The organism is Bacillus sp. AFS031507 (assembly GCF_002584635.1).
In the GTDB taxonomy this organism is placed as follows: domain Bacteria; phylum Bacillota; class Bacilli; order Bacillales; family Cytobacillaceae; genus Neobacillus.
Genome location: NZ_NUOW01000020.1, coordinates 146,994 through 166,303 on the forward strand (window position 1 = coordinate 146,994; position 19,310 = coordinate 166,303).

At 37.8% G+C, this 19,310-nt stretch carries 21 protein-coding genes, 1 pseudogene and 1 riboswitch; of the genes and pseudogenes, 1 reads left to right on the plus strand and 21 read right to left on the minus strand.

What is annotated here, in order from left to right:
* Positions 1 to 103: 103 nt before the first annotated feature.
* The 18 genes and pseudogenes from COE25_RS19075 to COE25_RS19160 form a co-directional block, all read right to left on the minus strand.
* The gene (locus tag COE25_RS19075; RefSeq protein WP_098933744.1) at positions 104 to 454 is read right to left on the minus strand and encodes a DUF1980 domain-containing protein; all 351 of its coding nucleotides are present in this window, start codon (positions 452 to 454) and stop codon (positions 104 to 106) included.
* Between the two features lie 3 nt (positions 455 to 457).
* The gene (locus tag COE25_RS19080; protein ID WP_098933745.1) at positions 458 to 1,471 is read right to left on the minus strand and encodes a permease; all 1,014 of its coding nucleotides are present in this window, start codon (positions 1,469 to 1,471) and stop codon (positions 458 to 460) included.
* Positions 1,472 to 1,837: 366 nt separating this feature from the next.
* Complete coding sequence (locus COE25_RS19085) at positions 1,838 to 2,839, minus strand: DnaD domain protein (protein ID WP_257208887.1); 1,002 nt, start codon at positions 2,837 to 2,839, stop codon at positions 1,838 to 1,840.
* A gap of 478 nt (positions 2,840 to 3,317) precedes the next feature.
* On the minus strand, positions 3,318 to 3,647 hold the full coding sequence (locus COE25_RS19090; RefSeq protein WP_257208888.1) for a TetR-like C-terminal domain-containing protein: 330 nt from the start codon (positions 3,645 to 3,647) through the stop codon (positions 3,318 to 3,320).
* A gap of 184 nt (positions 3,648 to 3,831) precedes the next feature.
* Positions 3,832 to 4,101 (minus strand): annotated as a pseudogene (locus tag COE25_RS19095) (DinB family protein); the annotation flags it as partial.
* Positions 4,100 to 4,768 (minus strand): lysoplasmalogenase, encoded by a 669-nt coding sequence (locus COE25_RS19100; protein ID WP_306572684.1) that lies wholly within the window; start codon positions 4,766 to 4,768, stop codon positions 4,100 to 4,102. The gene COE25_RS19100 and the pseudogene COE25_RS19095, both read right to left, overlap by 2 nt.
* A 440-nt stretch (positions 4,769 to 5,208) precedes the next feature.
* Positions 5,209 to 5,976: a TatD family hydrolase gene (locus COE25_RS19105; protein ID WP_098933748.1), complete on the minus strand. Its 768-nt coding sequence runs from the start codon at positions 5,974 to 5,976 to the stop codon at positions 5,209 to 5,211.
* Positions 5,973 to 6,713, minus strand: coding sequence for an ABC transporter ATP-binding protein (locus COE25_RS19110; RefSeq protein ID WP_098933749.1), 741 nt, complete (start codon positions 6,711 to 6,713; stop codon positions 5,973 to 5,975). The genes COE25_RS19105 and COE25_RS19110 overlap by 4 nt, the downstream gene beginning before the upstream one ends.
* Entirely contained in the window at positions 6,710 to 7,477 is a 768-nt protein-coding gene (locus COE25_RS19115; RefSeq protein WP_098933750.1) for an ABC transporter permease, read from the minus strand. The genes COE25_RS19110 and COE25_RS19115 overlap by 4 nt, the downstream gene beginning before the upstream one ends.
* Positions 7,474 to 7,767, minus strand: a complete 294-nt coding sequence (locus COE25_RS19120) for a thiamine-binding protein (protein ID WP_098933751.1) — start codon at positions 7,765 to 7,767, stop codon at positions 7,474 to 7,476. The genes COE25_RS19115 and COE25_RS19120 overlap by 4 nt, the downstream gene beginning before the upstream one ends.
* Positions 7,768 to 7,780: 13 nt before the next feature.
* On the minus strand, positions 7,781 to 8,776 hold the full coding sequence (locus COE25_RS19125; RefSeq protein ID WP_098933752.1) for an ABC transporter substrate-binding protein: 996 nt from the start codon (positions 8,774 to 8,776) through the stop codon (positions 7,781 to 7,783).
* 147 nt (positions 8,777 to 8,923) lie between these two features.
* A riboswitch (TPP riboswitch) is annotated at positions 8,924 to 9,033 on the minus strand.
* Between the two features lie 189 nt (positions 9,034 to 9,222).
* Entirely contained in the window at positions 9,223 to 9,381 is a 159-nt protein-coding gene (locus tag COE25_RS31680; protein ID WP_257208889.1) for a hypothetical protein, read from the minus strand.
* 649 nt (positions 9,382 to 10,030) lie between these two features.
* Positions 10,031 to 10,438, minus strand: coding sequence for a hypothetical protein (locus COE25_RS19135; protein WP_098933753.1), 408 nt, complete (start codon positions 10,436 to 10,438; stop codon positions 10,031 to 10,033).
* Between the two features lie 250 nt (positions 10,439 to 10,688).
* On the minus strand, positions 10,689 to 11,966 hold the full coding sequence (locus tag COE25_RS19140; protein WP_180247550.1) for a M20 family metallo-hydrolase: 1,278 nt from the start codon (positions 11,964 to 11,966) through the stop codon (positions 10,689 to 10,691).
* A gap of 627 nt (positions 11,967 to 12,593) precedes the next feature.
* On the minus strand, positions 12,594 to 14,075 hold the full coding sequence (locus tag COE25_RS19145; RefSeq protein WP_098933755.1) for an amino acid permease: 1,482 nt from the start codon (positions 14,073 to 14,075) through the stop codon (positions 12,594 to 12,596).
* Positions 14,076 to 14,258: 183 nt separating this feature from the next.
* Positions 14,259 to 15,779: a histidine ammonia-lyase gene (gene hutH / locus COE25_RS19150; protein WP_098933756.1), complete on the minus strand. Its 1,521-nt coding sequence runs from the start codon at positions 15,777 to 15,779 to the stop codon at positions 14,259 to 14,261.
* Between the two features lie 438 nt (positions 15,780 to 16,217).
* Positions 16,218 to 16,706 carry a hypothetical protein gene (locus tag COE25_RS19155; RefSeq protein WP_142354488.1) on the minus strand — a complete coding sequence of 163 codons (489 nt, stop codon included), beginning with the start codon at positions 16,704 to 16,706 and terminating at the stop codon, positions 16,218 to 16,220.
* 236 nt (positions 16,707 to 16,942) lie between these two features.
* On the minus strand, positions 16,943 to 17,140 hold the full coding sequence (locus COE25_RS19160; RefSeq protein WP_098933758.1) for a hypothetical protein: 198 nt from the start codon (positions 17,138 to 17,140) through the stop codon (positions 16,943 to 16,945).
* A gap of 119 nt (positions 17,141 to 17,259) precedes the next feature.
* Between COE25_RS19160 and COE25_RS19165 the strand changes: the two genes are divergently transcribed.
* Positions 17,260 to 17,733: a hypothetical protein gene (locus COE25_RS19165; RefSeq protein ID WP_098933759.1), complete on the plus strand. Its 474-nt coding sequence runs from the start codon at positions 17,260 to 17,262 to the stop codon at positions 17,731 to 17,733.
* Between the two features lie 260 nt (positions 17,734 to 17,993).
* Here COE25_RS19165 and COE25_RS30875 read toward each other — a convergent pair whose 3' ends face one another.
* The 3 genes from COE25_RS30875 to COE25_RS31690 all read right to left on the minus strand — a co-directional run bounded on the left by COE25_RS30875 (position 17,994) and on the right by COE25_RS31690 (position 19,267).
* Positions 17,994 to 18,161, minus strand: a complete 168-nt coding sequence (locus COE25_RS30875; RefSeq protein ID WP_179195825.1) for a hypothetical protein — start codon at positions 18,159 to 18,161, stop codon at positions 17,994 to 17,996.
* A gap of 320 nt (positions 18,162 to 18,481) precedes the next feature.
* The gene (locus COE25_RS31685; RefSeq protein WP_257208890.1) at positions 18,482 to 18,787 is read right to left on the minus strand and encodes a hypothetical protein; all 306 of its coding nucleotides are present in this window, start codon (positions 18,785 to 18,787) and stop codon (positions 18,482 to 18,484) included.
* Positions 18,788 to 19,267 carry a methyltransferase domain-containing protein gene (locus COE25_RS31690; RefSeq protein ID WP_257208891.1) on the minus strand — a complete coding sequence of 160 codons (480 nt, stop codon included), beginning with the start codon at positions 19,265 to 19,267 and terminating at the stop codon, positions 18,788 to 18,790.
* Positions 19,268 to 19,310 lie beyond the last annotated feature (43 nt).

Below are 19,310 nucleotides of genomic sequence, written 5' to 3' on the forward strand. Positions count from 1 at the left end.
CCCATCTCTAATTATGAACAAAAAAGCTAATTCCTTGGAATCAGCTTTTTTGTTATTTAATAATGCTGTTCCTCTCTGCTCATTAGGAGAAATATTATTCATGTTATTTGAAAGGGACATGAACGGTATCAATAAAATCATTTAGGACAAGAGATAGTATGATCACAAAAATGAAAAAAGAAGATTTCATAATGATTATGAACAATGAAGAAGATGGATCACAAACTTCACAATCACAGTCCGCCCCATTTAAATCACTGTTTAAAAGACGGAAAAAACCGATTATAAAAAGACTTACCATGGCAAACAACAAAAAAGGAATCATCTCAGGTTCCAGTATGATCAAGATTTTTTTTGATACATATAGCTTAAAAATCACTAAACTAATACCAATTAATAGAATTCCTTGTAGTTCGTTGTTGAATTGCCAAATAGGGACTTGCTTTTCTTTCATTCTTTAACCTCCATGTATTAGGTAGCCGGCCAGTAATGAGAGGCCAAGTACTGTTATAGTGATGACAAAAAAATAGAATAGTACAAAGCGAACTTTGAACGAAGATAACATAACAAATACATTCTTTAAATCCAAAATTGGACCATAAACTAAAAAACCCAATATCGCACCTGGAAGAAATACATGTCCTAGAGAAGCCGCAACAAAGGCATCCGCTTCTGAACAAAGTGACAGAATAAAGGCAAACGCCATCATCATAATGGTTGAGTTTACAGGTTCTTTTGCCGTTTCAATAAGCATGGATTGCTGGACATACACTTGAGCAATGCTTGCAAGAAATGCACCGATGATAAACACCTTACCCACTGCAAAAAATTCCTGGGAAGTATGATGCAATACCCCCTTTAACTTTGAAGCTCCTCTGTTTTGATTTAATGGCCTTTGCAGAGTCAAATCTTCTGTATTAAATTTAAGAATATTTGTTTTCTTGAAACTAACATAAATTACCGTCCCCGCAATGAGAGCTGTGATTATACACAAAATAAATCGCCCGTAAATAATTTCAGGATGTCTTTGAAAGGCATAAAACGTCGAACCGAATACAATAAAATTCAAAATGGGGGCACCAATCAGAAGTACGGTGCCGGCATGCACTGGCATACCCTTTTGAATCAATCTTCTGACCACCGGGATGATTGCGCATTCACACACAGGAAGGATAGCAGCTGCCATTAACGCAGTAATCATTGCCGGAATAGGCCTCTTGGGGATAACTCTCTGTATGATTTCTTCGGTTATAAATATTTGAATAACTGATGCCATTAATGCGCCAATAACTATAAAAGGAAGTGCTTCAAGTAAAATGCCAAGAAAAACAACAAATACAGTCCTCCATTCACCTTGAAAAATGACTCCTATGATTTGAAGGGTTTCATGATTTCCAAAGAAAAAAAGATAAACAAAAAGTAAAAAAAGTCCATAAAGAAATATGTCCTTTACAGGAGATGAAATTGTCATATATAGCTCCTTTAAAACGAAATAATTACGATTTATTTTTATGCTTGTCTACTTTATTACATTCCTGTTTTTCTTTTTTGAGCCAAACAAAAAGGCTTTTAAAATGATGATAACTTTTTGTACTTACATCGCTTAATTGATTCCAAGGCAAAACGTGGTATTGTGTCTATGCTTCGTTAGTAATTGTAGAGATTCAGTGTAATACATTAATTTACTGTGATGGAAAAGAATCGTTGGATTTCCTTTCAGAGACTGTTGACAATCTAATTCGTAATCATTACTATTATTAAGTATTAATTGTAATGGTATCTTGGAGTAAGTACTCCGCCTTCATCAAGCTTCCTAAGAACGCTTTTTCTGCCATACTCATCCCTCTTCCCCTGCCGTAAGGTCCAGTTTAAATCCACTTGGAATTGCTCTTCCGGCAGGAAACGATTCGGTTGATTGCCTATGTTTTCGTGTGGAATTTTGACTCTCATAAAAAGAATCAATTTCTTCTACGGTCAATAAGGAGTCATTTACCCAGTTTTTCAGAATCCCAACCACATAACTCAGCCTTCGCTTGTTATTGGCACAGGCAATATTCATCGCTTTTAAATTCACCTCTTTCGGCTGTAAAAAGCTAGAATCATCTAACCAAGATACTAACTGTTGTTTGGCATTCACGTTCGAAAAACCAAATCCATTGTTGTCCCAAAACTCAATAATTTCTTTTACATCTACTTCTTTTTGATTATTTTTTGTGTCTGGATTTTTCTCTATATTTGGATTAAAAGCTTCTTGTTGTTGTTGTTCTTTTTTATTTTCTTTTTTATTTTCTTCTTCTTTTTGTCCCTTTCTCGTATCACGATGCGTCAACTTATCGTCAAGCTCTCTACATTCAGGTTCTACATATGTATCATTTTCATCTTGGCCACTAACTTCCTTGCCGAAAACCAGCTCTTCTTGTTCACAAAATGATTCAAATAGACTGCGAATTTCCTGTTTTTGAATCGCCTTCGAAACATATTGAATCAGTGAGAGATCCTCGACATCCTTTAACTCGGAAAGAATACAATCCATGAACGGTTTCCCGCCTTTATCCAGGTTATATTTCCCCCAGTTCTTGATTGCCAGTTCTCTCGTTTCAGGATTGTAACGAATCAGCTTGTGATGCACGATGAATCGTTCCATTAACGAGTGAACACTCTCAATCGAATAACCCAAATCAAAAGCCATTTGTTTTTTGGTAATCTTATAGATTCCAATTTGAGTCGTTTGTGGATTCGTAAGAAGATAAAGACTGAAGAATTTGTCCTCTGGAGTCATCTCCTCTGATACCATTGGATTCTTCCAAAAACCAGTACGTACCATTCTAAACTTTGCCATCTTCAACCACTACCTTTCTCCTAAAAAATTCCTTCATACTTGATATATAAATAATTGAAGAAAATGGTCATCTGTTTTTCAATAATATGTGAATACTTTATAACACCTTTTCATCACCTTGTCCTTTGCGAGGGATTTAGGTGAAAGCCCGCATCCTTTGCACTTCTACGATATCGAGATTGGCGGGGTAAAGCGAATCGCCAATTTTCAAATTTGAGGGCATTTTTTGAGCGTAAACGTCAAAAAACGCCTTCCAATTTGATTTTTGAAGGCGTTTTTTGCAATTTTGAGTGATTTTTAGGTTATTTTTGTGTGAAGGCGTTTATCTTTCTTAGGGGAGAAACTGGCAGGATTTATGTATATGATCATTTTCAGACAAATAATCTCTAGTACACTAACATATTCCGTAAAACTCCCATCCAATCTTCTATTTCAAGTAATTGTAATGATTGATTCGTTCCAATGAAAAGCCATCCCTTCATATGAATACCCTATTGTTAATATATTTTTCTTTAAACGATGTAGATGACTGATGCAGTATATCTAAATAAAAACCGACGATAAACTCAGGAGAATAACGCACACCATGTGTGAACCAGGCACCAATAATCGTCATTAAAGTTGTTGCCAAATAGTTACTATATAAATTTTTATCAACATTTACTCGACCCGAAAGTTCTTCGACAAAAAAATCTGACATTGCGTTAAACATATAATTAAAAAATCCTGGTACTGCTTTTGAGCTGTACATCAACTTTAAGTGTTGAAAGTAATTGAAAATCTTGATGGTTAATCTCTTATTAAACAAACGAGTGTAAGACCATATTAGTTATTTCACAATCTTACCCAATTCATAAAGAAAAGCGCATTTCATGCTAAAGAAACGCGCCAGATAGTGGAAAGTCATACTTCTTATTCTGCATAATTGTATCCGATAACTGTGTTAAATTAATCAGCTTCTTTGGAGAAAAAATGGATTACTCTACTCTTGCCTATTTATGATGAATAACATTTTCTGAATACCAATAAAAAGCATAATCAGTCATAACTGAAGAATCACCCAACTGATGCAACATAGCTGAAATATTCCCTCTATGATAGGTTCCATGATTCACAACGTGTAAGACCATTTCAGATAGGCTGGTTTCTCTTAATCCTGCATATGGATTATCCAGCATAATTTTCTTTTCTATATCTTTCTGTCTGTTCAAAAAGGATTTAAACTGAGTTGTTAACGTGTGAAATTTCGTTTCTAAGTCCCTATTTTTTACCCGAGGAATAGCTACCAAAACTCGGAAAGAAGCGCAAGCTGTGTGCAATTAAAAATTGCGCTATATAATAGGTTGTCATAATCAGGATATCGGAATGGGGAATATCTGAAACAAACATATTCCATGACAGAATTGAGTCTGAGAGGACAAATAAAATACCTCCTATTATTGCCCATATATTATGGGACAAAAATCCAGTCCAACTCATCAGGGATATAATCACAATATACATAAGTACGGGAACTACTAAGGTATCCATATGATTCTGAAGCAATGCAGCGATTACGTGATATCCCATAACAAAGCCATATAATCCAATAGGTAGAATCATAAGAAGTGAAAGCTTTGTAAAACGCCAATAACGGGAAAACCCTGTTATATAAAACAGATGACCAATTAGGAAGGCTGCTAAGCCGATAATGAACCATCTAATTAGCCCATCACCTAGCATACAGATAAATAATCCACACCATATAATCCAATGAGGGCGTGATTTTTTATCAGGTATTTGTTTATAAGCATAGAAAAGAATTAGCCACATTGGGATTAATTTAAATAGCATTTTGATTTCTTCTGGTTTGCTGGGAATGGCAAATATGTATATAAGGATCATAAGTAAAATGAAAATGGGTAATCGATAAGTTTTCAATATATTCACCCCTTTGTAACAGTTTTTATTTCTCCTTGTTTTATAGCCAACAGCTTCACCTCATAATATTTTATTAATCTACTATTTTCTTTATAACTAAAACACATTTCTATGTATCGCAGGTTTAGACCCGTACATTCAGTTCAATAAAAGTTGGTGCAGCAGCATTTACCATTACGTCAAAAGGAGCCCACTTTAATAGCTAAAGCTACCATCCAATTCAAACAAAAAATCCTTTCGAAATAAAGAAGAAATGAGGTAAGATAATCTACAAGCACGTTTCACTGTGTATCGTAATGACAAAAGTGTTCCTTCAATCCGCGATATTTTATATAAGAAAAATAGAATGTATTATTTAAAGTTGTTTTTACACTATTCCAAGAGTGTTCTGAAATTAGGTGAAAAAAACTTTAAAAATAAAGAAGGCTGCCAATGTTTGATCGGCAGCTTCAAGATGTTAATTGATAAAACCCTTTTGTGTTTTGATGTAAGACATCTGAAACTTCCGCAACGGAAAGCTTCTTTAGCAGGGCGATTTTCCTTATGGATTCCTCCATCATATTCGGATGGGTCATTTCCCCTGCAAAAGGACCTTCAAATGGCCAAGGACCATCTGTTTCAACCATCATGAGCTCGAGAGGATAGACGCTTACAAGCTGCTGGATTTCTCGTTCATACACCACATCCGGGGTAATAGAAATATGGTAGCCGTTTCTTATCATTCGGTCTATTGTTTTCTGATCCCCTTTAAACCAATGAAAATGCGCTTTGGAAACAGAATATTTTTCGAGAAGGTCACAAACGAGAGGCGCATCATCGTAAACAGCATGAAGAACAATTGGTTTGTCCCATATTTTCGCCTTACTTATAAACACTTCTAATACTTCAAGATAAGGAGCAATCGAAATCCCCTGCTCTTGCCTTAAGTAGTATGGCAGCCCCACCTCTCCTACAGCAATCATTTCGTCAAGGTGGTCGTCCATCCAATTTAGCAGCCCCTTTAGCTCGTTTTCTGAAGGCAATGCTTGTTCTGGATGGTATCCGAATGCAGGTTTTACCTTTTGATATTTTTGTGAAAGCAAAAGGTTTCTTTTACTGGAATCCAAATGAAAGGATACAGAAATCAAGGCTTCGATACGGGCAGAATTCATTACAATCCGTTTGATTTCCTCATCCTGATAGCGATCCAAATGTATATGAGCGTCGATTATGTTCATTTGACTTCACCTACTAATTGGTAATATACATCCCTTTTGCATTGAATAAAGCTTTCATCCAGTAAAACACCTTCGTGCCTCGGCCTTTCAAATGGAACCTCTATGTTTGAAACGACCTTTGCCTGCTTACCAGACAGCATCATCACTCGATCGGATAGAAACAATGCTTCCTCAATATTATGAGTAATAAAAAGAATAGTCCTTCGATGTGATTCCCACATTTCCAATAACCATTTTTGCATTTCAAACCGGGTTAGCTCATCTAATGCTGAAAAAGGCTCATCAAGACAGATCACCTCTTGCGGGCTCAATAAGGCACGGATAAAAGCAGCCCGCTGCTTCATTCCCCCAGATAGCATGTGAGGATAGGCGTTTTCATAATCAGAGAGTCCTGCAATCGCCAGCATTTCTCGTGCTGCTTTTACCTCTTTTTTTCCCTGAAGCTCTTGGCCAAGAAGGACATTTTCAAGTATCGTCCTCCACGGGAAAAGAGAAGAAGTTTGAGGCATATAGCTAATAAAACCACGCTTGCCATTAACGCACTGGTTGTCTAATAGGATCTCCCCTTCATCAGGTGAAAGAATTCCTCCTATTAAATTGAAAATGGTGCTTTTCCCACTACCTGAAGGGCCAATAATAGAAACAAATTCATCTTTATTAATGGAAAAATCAAGGTCATTCAGTACTTCATTTTGCCCGAAACGTTTCGAAACGTTTTGAAAACGAAGATAGCTCATTTTTTCTCATCCCCTTTCGGCTGCCAGCGAACCACTCTTCGTTCCATAAAAACGATTAAAAAGAAAAATAAGAGGCTTAAGAACATGATGGTAAAAATGGCAACGAACACCCGGTCCGTTCGAAAAGACGACGATGCGAATGTCATAAAGACACCAATCCCCTGCTTAGCACCAAGCCATTCAGAAATAACGGCACCCATTACACTATACGTGGCAGAAACCTTAAAGCCTGAAAAAATCGAGGGCAACGAAAACGGCAGCTCCAATTTCCAAAAAAGCTGTGTTTTGGATGCACCTGCCATCCTCATATAATGCTTCAACTCTGAAGGGGTTTGGCTAAATCCATCTAAGGCGGCCACTGTAATGGGAAAGAAACAAACAAGGGTGATGACAATCATTTTGGGTAATAAGCCAAACCCAAACCAAATCACCAACAGTGGAGCCAGAACGATAATGGGAACATTTTGCGATAAAATCAACAATGGATAAAAAGAATCCCTTAAAACAGGTACCAGATGGAATAAAATGGCGACTGCCAGTCCAATGAATGCTCCAACTACAAATCCAAATAATGAAATTTTAACCGTTGAAAACACATCTGGATAAAAATCACGCCAACCGGCAATGGCCTCTGTGAAAATCTTTGATGGCGGCGGAAGAAGCCATTCCGGCACTTCTGCTATTTTAACGACAATCTCCCAAATGACAAACAAAAGGAGGAGAACCAAAATCGGTCTCCACCCTTTTACAAGATTCATCCTCATGATCGATATTTCTCCGTTAAGTCATCCATGGAAATGCCTGTTGGCTGATAAAGGATTTTCACTTGAGAAATGACATTTTTGCTTCCCATTTCAATCATTCGTTCATTCATTTTTGAAATCACGGTAAATAATTCGTGCAGTTCACCTTCCATGGTTGTTTCTAACGGGTGTACCTCATATTTCACACCAGATTCAGCAATGACTTTAATGGCTTCATCAACGTATGGAATGACGTCTTCTCCATCCTTTGTTTTCGGTATGATTTGTATGCTGATTAATGAATTTGCCATGTTCTTCTACCCCCTAGTGTTTTGGTAAAAATTCATTTGTAAATGCTTTTTTCCCATCTAATTTCTTGTCAAGAAGCTTATTATCATACATCCATTGGGCATAATTTTCCCAAACCTCTTGCTTTTGAATTCCCCATTCCTTTGCATCATCCTGATATTTTGGAGACAACCATTCTTGACTCTTCTTTACAAGCTTTGGATCTAAATCCGGTGCTGCTTTAATCAGGATATCTGCAGCTTGATCAGGGTTTTTAATGGCAAATTCATATCCCTTGGCAGCGGCATTTACGAACGCCTTAACCGTTTCAGGGTTCTCTTCGATCATTTTTTCATTTGTTTCTAAAACAGGTGTATAGTAGTCCAGTTTGTCAGAGTAATCTGTTAAGTAAACCATATTAATTTTTTCATTACGAAGGTCTGCTTCTACACCAGTCCACCCATAGTAAATCCAAGCGAAATCGATGTCTCGTTTCACAGCCGTAAAAAAGTCCGTATCCCCCATGTTCACGATTTTCACCTTATTAGTATCAGCGTTTTCCTTTTTCATTAGAGAAGTGATGACAGATTTTTCGACTGGCGAGCCCCATCCACCGTATGTTTTTCCTTCAAAATCCTTCGGAGATTGAATCTGTTTGCCAACAGGTGAAGCGAATCCTGATGTATTGTGCTGAATCACTGCAGCGATCGATACGAGCGGCACCCCTTGTATACGTGCCTGAGTAATGGCTTCTTGGTAGCCAACACCAAATTGCGACTTGCCAGAAGCTACTAGTTGGTCAGCACCGGTCTCACCTGGCATGATAATATCCACATCCAAGCCTTCTTTTTTAAAGAATCCTTTTTCTTTTGCAACATATAATCCAGTATGATTGGTATTTGGCGTCCAATCCAGTACAATCGAGACCTTTTTAAGCGGTTGTTTTTTTCCTTTTACGTTTTCTGTTTCTTTTTTGCTGCTACATCCAGTCATTAGAAAGACTGATAGGACTAGTACTAGCCATTTCTTCATTTTGAATCCTCCATATGTAAAAATAATATCTAAAGTGAAACAAAATAAATAGGCTGAAACCTCAGTGTTGGTTAGAAGGCAAAAACTTGCTTAAACAAAATAAAGCACCCAGGCAAAGAAACCTGAGTGCATATCAGCAAACAATTAATTGTTTAAGAATATGTTCCCTCCGCCGGTATCAACCAGATCAGGTTCCAAGGGTCATCGTCTCACGGACTAAATCTCAACCGGCATCACCGGTTCCCCCACATTACATCGTATTCCACTTCATATACTACTATATCAGTCAAGGCAGACAATGCCAACTGCTTTTATCTATTTATGCTTGTTAACAAATACTTCCTATCATGAAACATCCGGTTCTCATCTTAATTCACCTGCACGAAATAACTTTGCTAGTTAACCTACGGTGTTACGAGTAAGGAGCTAGTTTCGTTCATGATAACTTATACGAACAGGGGCATATCTTGATTTCTTGCAATCGTTAGAAGAGTTTTTATTGTTGATATGGATTTTAGTTCCTTTTGCATAAATAGTTCTGGATTAACAATCTGTTCAAAACAGTATTGGTTATATAATGAATGTGCATCATTAGTAGCTAACATAAATCTACGAACTCCCTGTAATTGGGAATGGTTTTCTCACCCACAACAATTTGTACTAACGTAAGAATAGCACGAAATAATGTGATAACTAAGTCATGTGTGAATAATAAAAAATCCAACTTATGCCGACTTGAAAAAATTTTATGAAAAATTGTTGAGGTTACCCCTAACCTATGACTCTATCCGATTTTAAATATCCAATATCTTCTAATAGTGATCTCAACTTCATATGAAGCGTCATTTAGACGCTTATTTTTGTTTTTACTGCAATATAAGACTCAAATTCGTAATGCCTTTTATTCAAATAACCTGCGTCGTTAGCTCAAGAAGAAAATAAACAATATTCTTCAACCGAGGCAAATTTATTCGCAGGATTTCATAACCCCTATAAATAGTTTGACGGGTAATTGGAATGAATTCAGATCATTTGGCTTCGTGAAGGCATAGTTAAATAAAGGAGTTAGCTACCACTAAAAGCTATCCCAAGAGAATTAGGATAGCTTTAGAAAAGTATTGTGAATTTCAATATTTTTACATATTTAGAGTTTTATATTTTCCACTCTCTTCCTTTATGGCCATACTGTCACAAAAAGGGCGATGACACCCCCTGGCTGTCATCGCCCTTTTTTATGCTTATAATCAATCCCAACTAAATACAATTCGCGTCAACTACCTGTCCAGATACCGACATAAGTTCATTTATGTTAACCCATCCACCAATATTTTGAGATTGGTCAACACCTTCTATTGTAAAAGTTAGGCTAATATTGTTGGAAAGTGTCAAAGTGGATCTTTTGCCGATGCAATTCTGTGCTTTTTGCAGAGAATTCACCCTTACACCTTCACACGAAATCGTATACCTTTGCATCGGTAGGTAAATTAATACTCCTCTTAAAGGGTCATAGGTCCTAATTAAACCTTCAGCAGTTGTTCCATCTCGGAATGATAATCTAATCCATCGCTTTTGTTGATAACAAGCAAGAATTTTTTGAAATAGTCCTTGTCTGTTGTCATAGAAATATGGATAGAAAGGCTGGTAAGGATTATTTGGATACAATGCAGCCTCCCCCTTTCTTTTATCAGTAAATCTCCTCATGTATATGAGAAAAAAAAGGGTTGGTGCTTGTCATCCCCTGATGTGTATAAGAAAAGCGAATATTGCTAACTGTTCGTTGGGTTTTATTTGAAATATACCAATATATGAAGGACGGCTAGTATTTTCCTTTTAACTGGAATTTCAATGATTTTTGGCTCGCCAAATACAGTACCTAAAATGACTACAGAACCTCTCTAGCTACGTGATTCATTTATAAAAGTTTTAACGTGGTTCTGAATAGTACCTCGCACCCAAGAGCAACATCTTCAAAAGAACTCCACTCATCTGGATGATGACTTATGCCATTGCGGCTCCTCACAAAGATCATTCCAATATCTGTGAGTTTCCCCAACACCATTGTATCATGAGCAGCCCCGCTTGGTAATTCATAAACAGGATACTGTAATTCTTGCAGAGAATCTTTTACTGCTTTCATCACTATTGGTGAGCTCATCACAGAAGATAGGGATTGAACCTCCCTAATTTCACACTCTAAACCACGGTTTGCAGCAATTGTCCGAATTGAATTATAGATTTTAGTAACCGTATTTTTACGCCGTTCATTAGATATATCCCGAACATCAAGTGTAAAATCCACTCTCCCAGGAATGACATTACTACTTCCAGGTTTTACTTCCAATTTTCCTACTGTCGCAACACTTCCGATATTGTCCCGTGCTATTTTCTCAATGGCTAATATACATTCTGCTGCAGCTGTTAAAGCATCTTTTCTCTCTTTCATCCAGGTCGTTCCTGCATGCCCCGCTTCACCCATGATCGTTACTTCCGCCCATTCTCCACCAGAGATCCCCGTAACTATTCCAACAGCTAAATCTTTATTTTCTAACACTTTTCCCTGCTCAATATGTACTTCAATATAAGCTTTTACGTCATTTTTACCTAACTGAGCTTGTTCTAAAAGGTCTGGATTAATCTGATTAAAATATTCCCCTTCTAGACTGGCTTGCTTCATGGCCTCCAGATAGGAGATTCCATCTTTATCTGTTGCTGCAGCTAAATTTTCCTTTAATTTCTTCGAACCCTCTGTCCCAACCAAAGCGGTACTTCCTACAAAAGCATAATCAAAACGAGCCCCTTCCTCATCTGTTAAGGATACAACCTTTATCGTTCTTTCAGGTTGAATTCCCTTTTCTTGCAACGTACAAAGCACCTCAACACCCATTAGAACACCCATGGCGCCATCGAAACGCCCGCCAGAATTTACTGTATCAAGGTGAGAACCAATAAGAATGGCAGGTAATTCGGGATTTTTACCGAGTATTTGCCCAAAGATATTCCCAGCTGCGTCCATATAAGGGGATAAATCAGCTTGTTCCAGTAGTTTCAGAAAAAATTTTCGTGCTTCGATATCATTTTGATCAAATGATGTTCTATTGACCCCGCCATTGTCTCCTTCTCCTATTTTTCCAAGGGCCATTAATTGGTTCCAAAGACGGTTTCCATCAATCGTTAAATTTAAACTTTCCATGAAATTTGCTTCCATAGGATTAAATTCTCCCTTCATTTGAATGTCCAGTATAGAGAAAATCCTGCTGTTTCCTTAGTAGGTCTGTATAATTATATTTACAACTTGCATTTCTTTTTTTAGGCGAACAGGATTTGTACTGTTCGTTTTTTTAATTTTTTGGCCGTTTTAAACTTGCCTGTTGATTTCCGCTCCATGCGCTTCACCTCCGCGGTCGGGGTGCCTCCTCGTCGTCGCTTTAGCGCCTTCGGGGTCTCCCCAGACCCGTACTCCCGCAGGAGTCTTCGCGCCTTCTGCTCCAATCAACAGAGTGGCAAAATCAATAATAACCTTTAACACAGCCCATTTTTTTCAAGGGTGCTTGCCTCTCTCAACATAACGCAAGAAATAAAAAAGAAGCTCCCCAAAAGTTTACTCAACTTATGAGAAGCCTCCGTTTAAATCCTCGGATATTCAAAATGTTAGAAATTTACTCTCTTATTCAATAACCCATATATATCAAGGCTTTGAGAGCGGTATTACACCCTTCCGCCCATACATCAAAAATATTGAAATAATAGGAGAATTCAAGTTACTACTTTGAAAATTTTAAAACAAATAAAAGAATGCTATGAGTTGAATAATAAATACTTAATCTCTGCGGAAATCCGCCTCTTTTAATGGAACCATTTTTGTTTTGTTAACAATTTTATAGCCTAAATAACCCATTAGGAATAGAGGTAGTCCAATATAAGAAACCAATATACCATACCAGTCAACCTTAGAGCCGATAAATGCCCCATAATTTGTTCCAAGCATTGCGATTAAACATAATACTGTCGCCAAAATTGGACCTAATGGGAACCACTTTGCTTTATAAGGCAGGTCTTTGAAATCTTTTCCTTGTGCAACATAAGCTTTACGGAATCGATAATGTGTAACCGAAATACTTAACCAAGAGATATAACCAGCTAAGCCAGCAGCGTTTAATAACCAAGAATAAACAGTTCCATCACCAAAAAGGGAGGTAAGGAAGCACAGCATCCCAACAAGGGTTGACATGTATAATGCGTAAATCGGAACACCACCTTTATTTACTTTTTTCAAGAATGACGGAGCTTTTCCTTCTTCCGCTAATACCCAAAGGACGCGCGAAGCGGCGTATAAAGTGGAATTTCCTGCTGACAGAACTGAAGTAAGAATTACTGCATTCATGGCAGCCGCCGCAAAGGCAAGACCTGCATTTTCAAATACTAAAGTAAACGGGCTCACTGCAATATTCTCTAAATCTGCGCTTAATAATTTTGGATCGTTATAGCTAATGATACATCCAATAATAAAAATCGCTAAAACATAAAACAATAAAATTCTCCAGAAGATCTGTTTCACTGCCTTAGGTAGATTTTTCTCAGGATTTTCACTTTCACCGGCTGTAATTCCGACCAGCTCCGTGCCTTGAAAAGCAAATCCTACTACCATAAATACACTAAATATGGATAACAAGCCGCCTTTAAATGGTGCTTCTCCTTTTGTGAAATTTTCAAAACCGCCAGCATGACCCTTCAATATTCCAAAGATCATTAATAATCCAACAACAATGAATATTATAATTGTTGCAACTTTAATCAATGAAAACCAAAATTCTGATTCACCATAACCCTTAACAGATAAAACGTTTAGGCCAAAAATAAGTATAAGGAAAATTGCGCTCCAAATAATACCTGGGGCATCGGGAAACCAATATTTCATGATCAATGACGATGCTGATAATTCCAAAGCAAAAATAATCGCATTATTGTACCAATAGTTCCAACCAACAGCAAAACCCAGTGCAGGGTCGACAAACCTTGAGGTATACGTACTAAAAGAACCTGAAATCGGAATAAAAGATGCCATTTCTCCTAAGCTGCCCATGATAAAATATACCATTATTCCTGCAATTATATAGGCAGCTAAAGCTCCACCAGGACCAGCATCATGAATCGTGGTTCCACTGGCTAAAAATAACCCTGTTCCAATTGTTCCTCCGATAGCAATCATGGAAAGATGCCGTGTTTTAAGCTTTCTTTCTAAATGTTCTCCATACTCGTGTTCGTGTCCTGTTTCTTGGGATTTAAGAGCAGTATTTTGCATATAACACCTCTTATTATAGTTTGATTAATAGATAAGTACTTTTACCTAATAATTTTTTCAGAGATATGTAATCTAGATGATTGGACGTAGCCTATGGCAACCTTGTCTTTGAAAGAATTCTAGGCCGAATAAATATTAAAATCCTCACCTCCTTTCAATTACGTTTGTTAGTAGGTCTTCTTCTTATTTGTATACTTTATCCACTTGCTGAAGTAATTTTGAAAGATTCATTGTTTTCAGACCTTCAGCAGATTTTTCAATATCTTTTGAGAATATACGGTCTTTTTTAATTGAAGGAACAATTTCTCTTCCTTTCTCATAAAGCCGTTTTGTTTGGCTTGCCATTTTTTCAACTCCACGGTATTCAACCGCCTGCATCGCACAAATAAGCTCAATTGCAAGGACTCTTCTTGTATTCTGAATAATTTGATGAGCATGCCTTGAAGCGATCGTTCCCATGCTTACATGATCCTCTTGATTCGCCGAAGAAGGAATCGAATCTACACTTGCTGGATGTGCAAGCGTTTTGTTTTCTGAAGCAAGAGATGCGGCAACATATTGCATGATCATAGCACCAGATTGTAGTCCCGGTTCAGGGCTTAAAAATGGCGGTAAATCATTTAACTGTGGATTGATTAACCGTTCAATTCGTCTTTCAGATATATTTGCCATTTCCGCAACAGCAATTTTCATAAAATCCATTGCAAACGCAATTGGCTGTCCATGGAAGTTACCACCGGAAATGACTTTTTCACCATCATCAAAAATTAGTGGATTATCTGTTGCTGCATTCATCTCAATTTCTAATTTTTCTTTTACATAATCAAGTGCTTGCCACGTGGCACCATGAACTTGTGGGATACAGCGGAGGGAATAAGCATCCTGTACTCTCAATTCCCCCTGTGTCGTCGTCAATAAACTATCGCTTAGGTAACCTCGGATTCGTGCAGCGGTATCAATTTGCTGTTGATAACCCCTTGCGATATGAACCTCTGCAGCAAAGGCATCAATAATCCCATGTAATCCTTCAATGGTCATAGAGGAAATTAACTCACTTTGGTATGCGAGTTGTTCTGCTTCTAGATAACCGACAACTCCCATTGCTGTCATTGCTTGGGTTCCATTGATAAGAGCAAGGCCTTCTTTTGCCTCAAGTGTTACTGGGAAGATTCCTTCTTGCTGTAAGGCTTCAAGTGAATCCATTCGATTTCCTTTATAAAATACTTCTCCTTCCCCGATTAGCACTAACGCCAAGTGTGAAAGCGGTGCCAAATCTCCGCTTGCTCCAAGGGAACCTTGCTGCGGAATCACAGGGATAATATCCTTGTTTACTAAATCTAATAACCTTTCAATAACAAGCGGCCTAATTCCAGAATAGCCCTTTAAAAGTGCGTTAGCGCGAAGAAGGACCATTGCTTTTGCGACAACCTCTGGGAACGGCTCACCTACGCCGCAAGCATGTGAACGAATTAAATTAAGCTGAAGATCTTGAACATGATCTTTATTAATAAGGACGTCACTAAATTTTCCAAACCCTGTTGTAATCCCATAGACTACTTTTGATTCTGAAACTATTCTTTCTACTGCTTCCCGACTCTTTCTAGCAGCCTCCATACTCAATTCTGAAGCGCTTACCTTCTGATTTTCGTTTAAAATTTCCTTCATTTGTTTTAATGTTAAACTTTGACCTGTTAATGTGATCATTAACGTTCCTCCTCTAGCACTTTAGTATAATAAAGAAAGAGGCTGGATTCCGATTCCTATTAGAATTGGAGTCCAGCCTCTTTTATAACCATTTTTGAATATTGAACTATATCTTTTCGCAGCCACATGGGTAATCATCCCTTTATTCATATTCTATAATCCTATTCCTATGATAATTATTCTATGTAACGTAACCTTATTTGTCAATTGATTTTTCAGAATTTTAGCACAATAATACTTTAGCACAATAGCAAATGAAAGACTGTCATCCTAAATTAAATGTCGACTTCTCTTGAATCCAAAGCGAATTGCTTTATATACCTAAAAAAGGAGAGTACATATTAGACTTCTCTAATACGTACTCTCCTTTATAATAAATCAATAAAGTTAAGAAATCGCTTGACCTCTTTTACTCATAAGGACTTCCATTCACCATACTTATTGGCCCTTAGGACAATTTGGCACTGGATCGAGTTCCTTATTCGGGGCATTCGTGTTATGCGCCTTGTATGTGTTGCCTCGTTTGTCCTGAACAATAATCTCCGCGAATGCAGGTTTTTGACCACAATAGATGCTGTGCGTCCATACATCGTCTTTCATTTTTTTTACTTTTCCATAAAACTGGGTGCTGTACTGCTGACCATCATAAGCTATAAGATTCTTTAAGCCTTTCCCTTTTGCCTCGTTTTCGGCGACTACTTTACCATCAGTGCCAACCAGCTGCACGGTTATACGTTGGATATCCTGTTCCTTGAGTTGCTCAGGAACGACGGAGAACCCTACGTTGTAGCCTGGCGATTGTACCGCTCCTAACTTATCTCCATAAGTAAAATCCTCCGGCTGAATTACGTTGGTTTGTGCGGAAACCGGTATGCTAAACAATAGTGCTGCTCCGATTCCTAGTCCTGCTAGTAGTTGTCGTTTCATGTATATTTTATCTCCTTTAGTAATTTCCTTCTTAGTATGGAAAGAATTAAAAGGACTATGCATGAAAGGAATACTGTACGGTAGACACAGCAATACCCTCTGCCGAGTGACAGGGGGCTTAGCTTGTTCATTCTTCGAGTTACTTAGCAATAAAACGTTCCACTTTTCTTACATGATCCATTGTGATTCTTTGAGTAAAGCCTTGCAATTTATCAACTTGAGGACTTCCAGCCCATTCAATTAGGCCAGCTTGCAAGCCAATCAGTATCAAATAACTTTTCCCAAGTTGCTTTTACTTCATGTTCAGGGAATCCAAGTTTTTCAAACTCATCCCACTCAGTTTCATCATAAGTGAAAGCAAAATTGTTTAATATGTTGTGCCACTCGTCAAAAGAAGACCAGGACTCCAGAACAATAGAAACAGTAAAACCCAATCCCCAAACTCCACATTTTTCTTTTATCTATCCGATTCTACTCCTTCCCCGCTATCATATGAAGGAAATGACTGGTTATACTAAAGAGGACTAATTGACTCAGAAAGGGGGAAAACGATGTGACACGGAACCTGGTAGCCTTTTTTCTGTTTGCCGTCCTCTCTTTCGCCGGCGGTCTCCAGACAGACGGCCAAGCCCCTCCCGACCCCATCCAGATGGGGATGGAAGAGGGATATTATGAGGGAATCCGGTCGGGGCTAGAAGACCGACATAATTTCCGGATTTCACGTGCCTGGCAGCAAATGCCACAATCCCGGCTGTTCATGGACAACAAGAAGGAAATCGTCCTGCCCCTCATGAAAATAGGGCTTCTCCGGCAGGTGTATCTCTCTTTTTCTTCCGGGAAGAAATTCTACGCATACCTTCATGCCCACCCGGAATTGACGGCGGAACAGGCGGCCCGACGGATACTCGGGCAGAGGTTTGTAAGGGCGTACGAAAGAAGCTTCCGGAAAGGATATGAGAGATCCCTCACTGCCCCGCCTGAAGAGGCAGCAAACTATGCGGCCTTTTTGAAGGCGAAAAGCAGATAAGGGGAAAACAAAAAGGGCAATCTCATACTGAGGACATAACTTCTGCATCAAAATACTCAAAATCATTGCGATAACGATAATCCATTTTAGGAATTTCCAAGAATAAAAAAGGACATTGGAAGTAATAACAAACGACCTGTTGGGTCGCTTTAAATCGTAATCACGCTATTTCATTTTGTAGTTGACTAAGTTCTTATAAATCCAGGTTGGCGGGGCTGCGTGGGAATCGACCCCACCAGACCTGGGGGCCACTTTAAGGACTAATCACGTCTAAATGATTTATCAGCTGTAATATCGTTAAATGGTAAAATCAGTTTTTTCACCTTATCAAGGCTCATCGAATCTATTTCCTGTACTAATCGTGGAATGGACTGCTCTGGATAACCGTAATCACGAAGTAATTTTTCCTTTTCTTCATTTTGTACCATGTATTGACACCTCCAAAATCTTTTTAGAATTAAACTTTGATATAGTTACCAAATAAAGTGAATGTATATCCAATTTTAGAGATGCAGAAATCTTACTTTGAGAAATTGATCTATGTACTCCTCCACCTAATTAATACTTTTTGCCACTTTCTTATAAATATTCCTTATGTCTCTTATATCTGGGATTTTATTATCTAGTTGAACCTTTAAGAATACCCAACTACAGTATGCTATCTCAAAATATTTAAGGATGATATAAAAAATGCCCTTTTATCAAAAAAACACGGTTTGGTGCAACCGTGTTTTTGTGGCTTCCATTTTCATATATTCGCTGGATTCCAATACATTAAAGCAGCATGAAACGGATATACGTACTCATATGTACCGTCTTTTTCTAACACATATTTATTAATAACGGTCTCCACTTCATGACCATTATAGTGCTCATTCAAAATCTTGGTGGTATTATCGCGAATTAATTGCTCATAGGAAGAATAGCTTTTCCTGCTTTGCAATTTTACGATTTTACAGTTTGCCAGAATTCCAAGCTGGTATAATGCATTCAAGATATGAATATAATCCCAGCGTCTTAAATTGATTTTATATCCCATTTGATATAGTTCCATTTAGTGAGGCTTTTCTGGACCTGTTGTCATTCCTACAATTACTAGACGGTTTGCTGACTCATTCAATTTTAACAATGCGTTTCCTATATCATACATACGGTAGTAACAATTGAATCCAAACACCACATCATATTTCGCTCCTTGTTTTTCACTTTCCCATTTATCGTGAATCAATTGCATATTACAGACACCTTTAGTAGCAGCCTGGGACTTTAAAAATTGCACAATACTTTTTGAACTGTCTATACATGTGAGCTTACGAACTTTATCAGCTATTGCAAAGGTATAGTTCCCCCATCCAGGGCCGATTTCCAATACATTATCATCACTATGTAAAAGAGGAAGAAGTTCCTCTTTTACAATTTGTGCATATGAATCTGGTTTATGCCTTATCTTTCTCTCCAACATTGAAGAGCAGAAGGCTTCTTCAGCCTGATCATCTTCTAATCGCTTCGGTATATTTCCATTATGATCAATCATAGATTCTTTCCATGAGTATCCCCATAGCTGAAGCTAGGGGTTT

Bases quoted from the DNA above. Each gene is read 5' to 3' on its own strand.
- COE25_RS19120 (WP_098933751.1), bottom strand. From the start codon at position 7,767: ATGGCAAATTCATTAATCAGCATACAAATCATACCGAAAACAAAGGAT.
- COE25_RS19115 (WP_098933750.1), bottom strand. From the start codon at position 7,477: ATGAGGATGAATCTTGTAAAAGGGTGGAGACCGATTTTGGTTCTCCTC.
- COE25_RS31685 (WP_257208890.1), bottom strand. From the start codon at position 18,787: ATGGAACTATATCAAATGGGATATAAAATCAATTTAAGACGCTGGGAT.
- COE25_RS31690 (WP_257208891.1), bottom strand. From the start codon at position 19,267: ATGATTGATCATAATGGAAATATACCGAAGCGATTAGAAGATGATCAG.
- COE25_RS19080 (WP_098933745.1), bottom strand. From the start codon at position 1,471: ATGACAATTTCATCTCCTGTAAAGGACATATTTCTTTATGGACTTTTT.
- COE25_RS19110 (WP_098933749.1), bottom strand. From the start codon at position 6,713: ATGAGCTATCTTCGTTTTCAAAACGTTTCGAAACGTTTCGGGCAAAAT.
- COE25_RS19140 (WP_180247550.1), bottom strand. From the start codon at position 11,966: ATGGAAAGTTTAAATTTAACGATTGATGGAAACCGTCTTTGGAACCAA.
- COE25_RS19105 (WP_098933748.1), bottom strand. From the start codon at position 5,976: ATGAACATAATCGACGCTCATATACATTTGGATCGCTATCAGGATGAG.
- COE25_RS19155 (WP_142354488.1), bottom strand. From the start codon at position 16,706: ATGAAACGACAACTACTAGCAGGACTAGGAATCGGAGCAGCACTATTG.
- COE25_RS19085 (WP_257208887.1), bottom strand. From the start codon at position 2,839: ATGGCAAAGTTTAGAATGGTACGTACTGGTTTTTGGAAGAATCCAATG.
- COE25_RS31680 (WP_257208889.1), bottom strand. From the start codon at position 9,381: ATGTTAGCTACTAATGATGCACATTCATTATATAACCAATACTGTTTT.
- hutH (WP_098933756.1), bottom strand. From the start codon at position 15,779: ATGATCACATTAACAGGTCAAAGTTTAACATTAAAACAAATGAAGGAA.
- COE25_RS30875 (WP_179195825.1), bottom strand. From the start codon at position 18,161: ATGGTACAAAATGAAGAAAAGGAAAAATTACTTCGTGATTACGGTTAT.
- COE25_RS19145 (WP_098933755.1), bottom strand. From the start codon at position 14,075: ATGCAAAATACTGCTCTTAAATCCCAAGAAACAGGACACGAACACGAG.
- COE25_RS19125 (WP_098933752.1), bottom strand. From the start codon at position 8,776: ATGAAGAAATGGCTAGTACTAGTCCTATCAGTCTTTCTAATGACTGGA.
- COE25_RS19075 (WP_098933744.1), bottom strand. From the start codon at position 454: ATGAAAGAAAAGCAAGTCCCTATTTGGCAATTCAACAACGAACTACAA.